The sequence below is a fragment of the Falsiroseomonas sp. E2-1-a20 genome, from assembly GCF_051433195.1.
GTDB lineage: Bacteria > Pseudomonadota > Alphaproteobacteria > Acetobacterales > Acetobacteraceae > Falsiroseomonas.
In genome coordinates, this window is record NZ_JBHMFT010000024.1 from 71552 (window position 1) to 78175 (window position 6624).

A 6624-nucleotide genomic window follows, 5' to 3' on the forward strand; every position below is an offset into this window, starting at 1 on the left:
TCAAACATGCGTCGTCTTCTGCTTGCCGCGGTGCTGGCCGCGGTCGCATCCCCCGCCTTCGCCCAAACCCCCGCCGGCTGCACGCCGCGCGTCGCCAACAGCGAGCTGGTCAAGCCCGGCACGCTGGTGATGTCGATCAACCCGACCCTGCCGCCGCTGCAATTCGTCAATTCCCAGGGCCAGTTGCAGGGGCTGCGCTTCGATCTCGGCGTCGAGATCGCGAAGCGGCTGTGCCTGACGCCGGAATGGGTGCGGATCGAGTTCAGCGCGATGATCCCGGGCCTCGCGGCGCGGCGCTGGGACATGATCAACAGCGGCACCTTCTTCACCCCGGCGCGGGCCGAGATCATGCAGATGCTGCGGTATGAGAACGCCGCCGTGGCGTTTTCCGCCGCGCGCGGCAACCCGCTGAACATCCGCGGCGTCGATGACCTCGCCGGCCGCACCGTCGGCGTCGAGATCGGCGGCTTCGAGGAAGGCCGCACACGCGCGCTGAGCGCCGACCTGGTCGCGCGCGGCAAGGCGCCGATCAACATCCGCACCTTCGACAATTTCGCCGTCGCCTTCCAGGCGCTGCGCGTCGGCCAGGTGGAGGCGGTGACCAGCGTCGATGCCGTCGCCGCCGAATACGACCAGCGCGGCGACTTCCCGCGCGTGCTGCACGGCCTGTTCCCGACCCCGGCCAGCCTCGCCATGCGGTCCCGCGTGCTGGCGCAGGAAGTCGCCAAGGTGCTGACGGAGATGAAGGCGGACGGCACCTATGACCGCCTGTTCGACCGCTACGGCGTCAGCAAGTACGAAGCCGGGTTCGAGGTCGTCGGTCCGCAATAAAGGCTCGCTGACCGATGCACATCTGGTCCTGGCAGGGGTTCTTCGAATACCTGTTCAACCCCTTCCTGCTGGAAGGCGCGGTCACCACGCTGTGGCTGACCGCCGCCTCCCTGTTCTTCGGCCTGGTGCTCGGCGTGCTGGTGGCGCTGCTGCGGCTGTCGGGCAACCGATGGCTGGCGGGCGTCGCCGGCTTCTACTGCTGGATCTTCCGCGGCACGCCGCTGCTGGTGCAGTTGCTGCTGATCTATACCGGCCTGCCGCTGTTCGGCATCCGCCTGGGCGTGACGGAGGCCGCGCTGCTGGGCCTGTCGCTGAACGAGGCGGCCTATCTGAGCGAGATCGTGCGGTCCGGCATTTCCGCCGTGGGGCCGGGGCAGCGGGAAGCCGGGCTGGCGCTGGGGCTCAAGAAGATCCAGGTGTTCCGCAACATCACCTGGCCGCAGGCCTTCCGCATCATCATCCCGCCGCTGGGCAATTCGGTGAACGGGCTGCTGAAGACCACCTCCGTCGCCAGCGTGATCTCGATGGAGGAATTGCTGCGGCGGACGCAGATCCTGATCCAGGAGAAGTTCCTGGTGCTGGAATTGTTCCTCGCCGCGGCCTTCTGGTACCTGGTGATGACGACGGTGTGGGACATGGTGCAGCGCCAGTTGGAAAAGCGCTACGGGCGCGCCTATGCGAACACGGCGGCGGACCGGCGTTAGGTCAGCGTGCGCAGCAGCGCCGCCAGTTCCGGCTCCGCCACCAGCCCGGCCGCGGTGGCGGGCGTGACCAGGCGGCGGTCGCGCTCGCGGCGTTCCGGCCAGTCATGCAGCAGGCGCACCACGCGGAGGCGGTACACCAGCACGTCGCAGGGCAGCAGCACGCCGCCGGATTTCCGCTTGGTGTAGGCGAAGCGGCCGATCGGGTCCGGATCGGCCTCGCCCACGATGCCGGCTTCCTCGAAGGCTTCGCGCGCGGCGCTGCGATGCGGCGCCTCGCCCGGCTCGATCCAGCCTTTCGGGATCACCCAGCGCCGCGTCTCCCGGCTGGTCACCAGCACGACCCGCAGCGCCGGGCCGGTGCCGGTCAGCGGCAGGGCGGCGCATTGCCGGCGCAGGTTGCCCTGCCCCCGCGCAGCCCCCGCCACATTGCCATCCGGCATCCTGCGCCCGTTTCCGAATCTGGCGAGGCGGAGGAACCGACCTCGAAATTGCATACCCATGGTGATGGACAAACGCGCCGGGGATGGAAAGGGTCTTTCTTGATCCGGGCGAAATTCGGGTAGACAACTGGTCGTCTGATCGAGAAATCAGCCCGGCAGGCCGAGCGATTCCAGCGCATGGGCACGCAGCTTCACCTTCTGCACCTTGCCGCTGGCGGTCATGCCGATGGCGTCGAACCCCAGCACGATTCGCAGGTGGCGCGGCAGGCGGAAATTGGCGATTCGCGGCTTCAACCAGGCCAGCAACTCCGCCTCCGTCACCGCCGCACCCTCCCGCAACTGCACGAAGGCAGCGCAGACCTCGCCGAGCCGCGCATCCGGAACGCCCACCACCTGCGCCAGCGCGATGGCCGGATGCGCGGACAGCACCTCCTCCACCTCGGCCGGCGCCACATTCTCCCCACCCACCCGGATCACGTCCTTGATGCGGCCGACCATGCGCAGCCGGCCCGCCGGGTCCAGCGTGCCGAGGTCGCCGGTGCGCAGGAAGCCATCCGGCGCGAAAGTCTTCGCCGTCGTCTCCGGGTCGTTGAGATAGCCGCGCATGATGGACCAGCCGCGCAGCTGGATCTCGCCGGGCGTGCCGGGCGCTAGCGGGGCGTTGCTGGCCGGGTCGGCGATGCGCACCTCCAGCCCTGCATGTGGCACGGCGCCACCTTCGATGCGGTCGGCGACGGGCTCCCGGTGGTCGGACAGCGCGACATTCGGCGAGGCTTCCGACAGGCCATAGGCCCAGCAGAGGTCCGGCACCCCCATTTCTTCGACGATCCGCCGCATCGTCTCCGGCCCCGCCGCCGCCCAACCGCCGCGCAGATGCAGCCGGGCGCGGTCGAAGGACGGGTGCGACAGCATGAGTTGGAAGATCGCGTCATTGCCGGAGGTCAGCGTGCACCGCTCGCGCGCCAGCAGGTCCAGCGCCGCGCCGGCCTCGAAGGTCGGTGGCGTGACCAGGGTGGCGCCGGTGGCGAGGCAGACAAGCAGCGACAGCGTGGATCCGGCGACATGGAAGAAGGGCCGGCAGTTCAGGTAGCGGTCCTCTGGCCGCACGCCCAGCTTGCCGGCGCAGGCGGTGGCGTTGCGCAGCATGTTGTGGTGCGTCAGCAGCACCCCCTTGGGATGCGCCGTGGTGCCGGAGGTGTACTGCACCAGCAGGATATCCTCCGCCGTGACCGCCGCCATGGCAGCGTCCAGCGCCGCCTCGCTCGCCTGGCTGGCGCGGAACGCGTTCCAGGATGGTTCGCCCACGACCACCACATCACGCAGGTCCGGCAGGCCGCCGCGCACCTCCGCCACCGCCCCGGCGAAGTCGATGCCGAGGAACCGGCCGGCCAGCAGCACCGCCTTGCAGCGGGCGCGGGACAGCGCGAAGGCGATCTCCGGCGGCTTGAAGCGCGTGTTGATCGGCACGGTGACGGCGCCGATCAGCGCCGCGCCGTAGAAGCTGGCGACCCAGTTCGCATCGTTGCCCATCAGCAGCGCGACGAAATCGCCGCGCTCGACCCCGAGCGCCAGCAGGCTGCGCGCCACGCCGCGGGCTTCGTCCCGCAACTGCGCGTGGCTCAGCCGCGCGCCCTCCGCCACCAGCGCCTCGGCCTCCGGGCGCGCGCCGGCATTGGCGTCGAGCAGGTCGGCGAGGCGCCTGGTCCAGCTCATGCGCCGAAGCCAGCCATCGCGCGCTTCCAGTCGGCGGCGGCCAGGCTTTCCTCGATGGCCAGCAATTCGGTGGCGAGCGCGCCGCGCGGGTCGCGCTCCAGCCCCTCGTCGATGCAGCGCTTCGCCAGCGCCAGCGCGGTGGCCGGCGCCTTCAGCAGCGGCGCCAGCATGGCGTCGAGCGTCGCCTCCAGCGCCTCCGCCGGCACCAGCCGCGCCACCAGCCCGGCGGCCAGCGCCTCCTCGGCGGACAGGGTGCGGCCGGTGAACATCATGTCCTTCGCCAGCCGCTTGCCGAGGATGCGCGGCAGGCGCTGCGTCGCGCCGACCGTGCCCCACAGCGCCTCCGGCGTGCGAAAGCTGGCAGCGGGCATCGCCACGATCAGGTCGCAGGCGGCCGCGATCTCGACACCGGAGCCCACGGCAGGGCCTTCGACGACGGCGATCGTGGGCATCGGCAGGCGCTCGATGGACTCATAGGCCCAGAAGCCCTTCACGCGGCGGGCACGGACTGCGTCATCCTCCATCCCCTGGCGTTCCTTGAGGTCCGCGCCGGCGCAGAACACCGGGCCGTTGGCGCGGATCAGGACGCAGCGCGCCGCTTCGGCCACGGCGCGGCGGCAGGCGGCGGCCAGTGCCTCGGCGAGGGCGATGTTCAGCGCGTTGCGCGCCTGCGGGCGGTTCAGCGTCAGCGTCACGAGGCCCCCGGCCTCGGCATACAGCAGCGGCTCGGTCATATCGCGCCCTCCTCCCGCAACGCGGCAACTTTTTCCGAATTGTAGCCCAGGCTGGCCAGCACCGTGTCCGTATCGGCGCCGAGCGCGGGCGCCGGCAGCGGGGCCGGGTCGGCGAGACCCTCGAAGCGGAAGGGCAGGCGCAGGGCCGGATGACGGGCGTCGCCATGCGCGACCTCGGTCACGCAGCCGCGCGCCTGCACATGCGGGTCCGCCACCACCTCGTCCAGCGCCAGCACCGGGCCGTTCGGCACATCGGCCGCATCCAACACGGCGACCGCCTGGGCGCGGGCCATGCCGCCGAGGGCGGCCGTCATCGCCGCCATGATGCGGTCGCGCTGGTCCAGCCGCGCCGCGTTGGTGGTCAGGCCGGCCAGATCGCCGAGGTCCAGCGCCCGGCACAACGGCGCCCAGTGCTGGTCGCTCGCCGTGATGTGCAGGAAGCGGCCATCGGCGCAGCGAAAACTGGCGGTGGGCACGCGCCCGGGATGTTCGGTGCCGAGGCGCGGCGGCACCTCGCCCAGCGCGAACAGCCGGGCCGCCGCGATGGTCAGCAGCGCCACCTGCCCGTCCAGCATGCTGAAATCGACATGCGCCCCCTGCCCGGTCTGGTCCCGCCCACGCAGCGCCGCCAGCAGGGCGATGGCGACCCAGAGGCCGCTGGTGAGGTCCGCCACCGGCAGCCCCGGCTTCACCGGCCCGCCGCCACGCTCCCCGGTCAGGCCCATCAGCCCGCCCATCGCCTGGAACACCGTGTCGTAGCCCTTGCGGCGGGCATAGGGCCCGGTCTGCCCGAAGCCGGTGCAGGACAGGTAGACGAGGCGCGGGTTCACCTGGCGCAGGGCCGCGTAGTCGAGGCCGCGGCGGGCCAGCGCGCCGGTCGGGAAGTTCTCCACCAGCGCATCGGATTGTGCCGCCAGGTCGCGGATCACCTGGCGGCCGCCGGGCTTGCGCAGATCCACCGTGATGCTGCGCTTGGCGCGGTTGCAGGCCAGGAAATAGCCGCTGACGCCGAAATCGAAGAACGGCTCAAAGCCGCGCGTCTCATCCCCCGCGCCGGGCTGTTCCACCTTCACCACCTCCGCGCCCAATTCCGCCAGCAGCATGGTGGCGAAGGGGCAGGCCAGGACGCGGGACAGGTCCAGGATGCGCAGGCCCTCGAGCGGCTTCATCTGGTCTCCCTCATCCGTGCTTGCGCTTGTGGGCGCGGATGGTTGATGCTGTCAACGGTAAGGGATGGAGACCAAGACCATGCGCATCACCCGCCGCGGCACCCTGCTCGGTGCCGGCCTGCTGGCTCTCCCCGCACGCGCGCAGGCGCCCTGGCCCAACCGCCCGGTCCGCTTCATCGTCCCCTTCGCCGCCGGCGGCCCGGTGGAGGTTCCGGCGCGTTTCATCGCGGAGGCGCTGGGGCAGAAGCTGGGCCAGGCCGTGGTGGTGGAGCCGCGGCCGGGCGCCGGCGGGTCGCTCGGCGTGCAGGCGGTGGTGCAGGCGAACGACCCGCATACGCTGCTGTTCACCACCTCCTCCGTCGCCATCCTGCCGGCGCTGATGGAGAACCCGGGCTATGATCCGTTCCGCGACCTGGTGCCGATCACCATGGTCAGCGAGGCGCCGATGGTGATCCTGGCCAAACCGGACAACCCGATCCGCGACCTGGCGGATCTGATCGCGCGCGCCAAGGCGCGGCCCGGCGGCATCACCTACGGCACCTCCGGCGTCGGCTCCACCACGCATCTCGGCGGGGCGCTGCTGGGCGTGCGGGCCGGGATCGACCTGCTGCACGTGCCGTATCGGGGTGCCGGGCAGGCGGTGACGGCGCTGTACGCCGGGGATACCGACCTGCTGGTGACCGGCACGATCGAGGCGCTGACCCATGTGCGCGACCGTCGCCTGAGGGCCATCGCGGTGACCAGCGCCGAACGCAGCCCGGCGCTGCCGGACACGCCCGCCATCGCGGAGGCGGTACCCGGCTACGCGATGACCATCTGGTACGCGATGTTCGGCCCGCGCGGCACGCCGCCCGAGGTGGTGGCGCGCCTGGCGCGTGAGGTGGCGCCGCTGGCACGCGGCAATGCGCTGGCGACGCGGATGGAGGAAAGTGGCGCGACGCTGCTGCTGGACGGACCCGCGCGCCTGACGGAGCGCCTCGCCGCGGAGGTGCCGCAGTGGCGGGAGGTGGTGCAGCGCGCCGGGATCAGGACC

Annotated in this window: 7 protein-coding genes; 3 read left to right on the forward strand and 4 right to left on the reverse strand. The window is 71.3% G+C overall.

All coding sequences use genetic code 11. The features are described 5' to 3' along the window. Positions 1-6 precede the first annotated feature (6 nt). On the forward strand, positions 7-831 hold the full coding sequence (locus tag ACFHPP_RS23045; protein ID WP_437165586.1) for an ABC transporter substrate-binding protein: 825 nt from the start codon (positions 7-9) through the stop codon (positions 829-831). Between the two features lie 14 nt (positions 832-845). After that, the gene (locus tag ACFHPP_RS23050) at positions 846-1535 is read left to right on the forward strand and encodes an amino acid ABC transporter permease (protein ID WP_430668801.1); all 690 of its coding nucleotides are present in this window, start codon (positions 846-848) and stop codon (positions 1533-1535) included. Here the strand turns inward: ACFHPP_RS23050 and ACFHPP_RS23055 are convergent. From ACFHPP_RS23055 to ACFHPP_RS23070, 4 genes are all read right to left on the reverse strand, one after another. After that, a complete protein-coding gene (locus ACFHPP_RS23055) occupies positions 1532-1975 on the reverse strand; it encodes an NUDIX hydrolase (RefSeq protein ID WP_437165587.1) in 444 nt (147 codons plus the stop codon). The genes ACFHPP_RS23050 and ACFHPP_RS23055 overlap by 4 nt on opposite strands. Positions 1976-2122: 147 nt before the next feature. After that, on the reverse strand, positions 2123-3688 hold the full coding sequence (locus ACFHPP_RS23060) for a class I adenylate-forming enzyme family protein (RefSeq protein ID WP_437165588.1): 1566 nt from the start codon (positions 3686-3688) through the stop codon (positions 2123-2125). Further along, entirely contained in the window at positions 3685-4422 is a 738-nt protein-coding gene (locus tag ACFHPP_RS23065; protein WP_437165589.1) for an enoyl-CoA hydratase/isomerase family protein, read from the reverse strand. The genes ACFHPP_RS23060 and ACFHPP_RS23065 overlap by 4 nt, the downstream gene beginning before the upstream one ends. Further along, complete coding sequence (locus ACFHPP_RS23070; RefSeq protein WP_437165590.1) at positions 4419-5591, reverse strand: CaiB/BaiF CoA transferase family protein; 1173 nt, start codon at positions 5589-5591, stop codon at positions 4419-4421. The genes ACFHPP_RS23065 and ACFHPP_RS23070 overlap by 4 nt, the downstream gene beginning before the upstream one ends. Before the next feature lie 79 nt (positions 5592-5670). On the opposite strand from ACFHPP_RS23070, the gene ACFHPP_RS23075 reads away from it, so the two are divergent. Next, a partial coding sequence (locus ACFHPP_RS23075; RefSeq protein WP_437165591.1) for a Bug family tripartite tricarboxylate transporter substrate binding protein occupies positions 5671-6624 on the forward strand: 954 nt, incomplete at its 3' end.

Coding starts and splice junctions, on each gene's coding strand:
- ACFHPP_RS23045 (WP_437165586.1), top strand. CDS start 7: ATGCGTCGTCTTCTGCTTGCCGCGGTGCTGGCCGCGGTCGCATCCCCC.
- ACFHPP_RS23050 (WP_430668801.1), top strand. CDS start 846: ATGCACATCTGGTCCTGGCAGGGGTTCTTCGAATACCTGTTCAACCCC.
- ACFHPP_RS23055 (WP_437165587.1), bottom strand. CDS start 1,975: ATGCCGGATGGCAATGTGGCGGGGGCTGCGCGGGGGCAGGGCAACCTG.
- ACFHPP_RS23060 (WP_437165588.1), bottom strand. CDS start 3,688: ATGAGCTGGACCAGGCGCCTCGCCGACCTGCTCGACGCCAATGCCGGC.
- ACFHPP_RS23065 (WP_437165589.1), bottom strand. CDS start 4,422: ATGACCGAGCCGCTGCTGTATGCCGAGGCCGGGGGCCTCGTGACGCTG.
- ACFHPP_RS23070 (WP_437165590.1), bottom strand. CDS start 5,591: ATGAAGCCGCTCGAGGGCCTGCGCATCCTGGACCTGTCCCGCGTCCTG.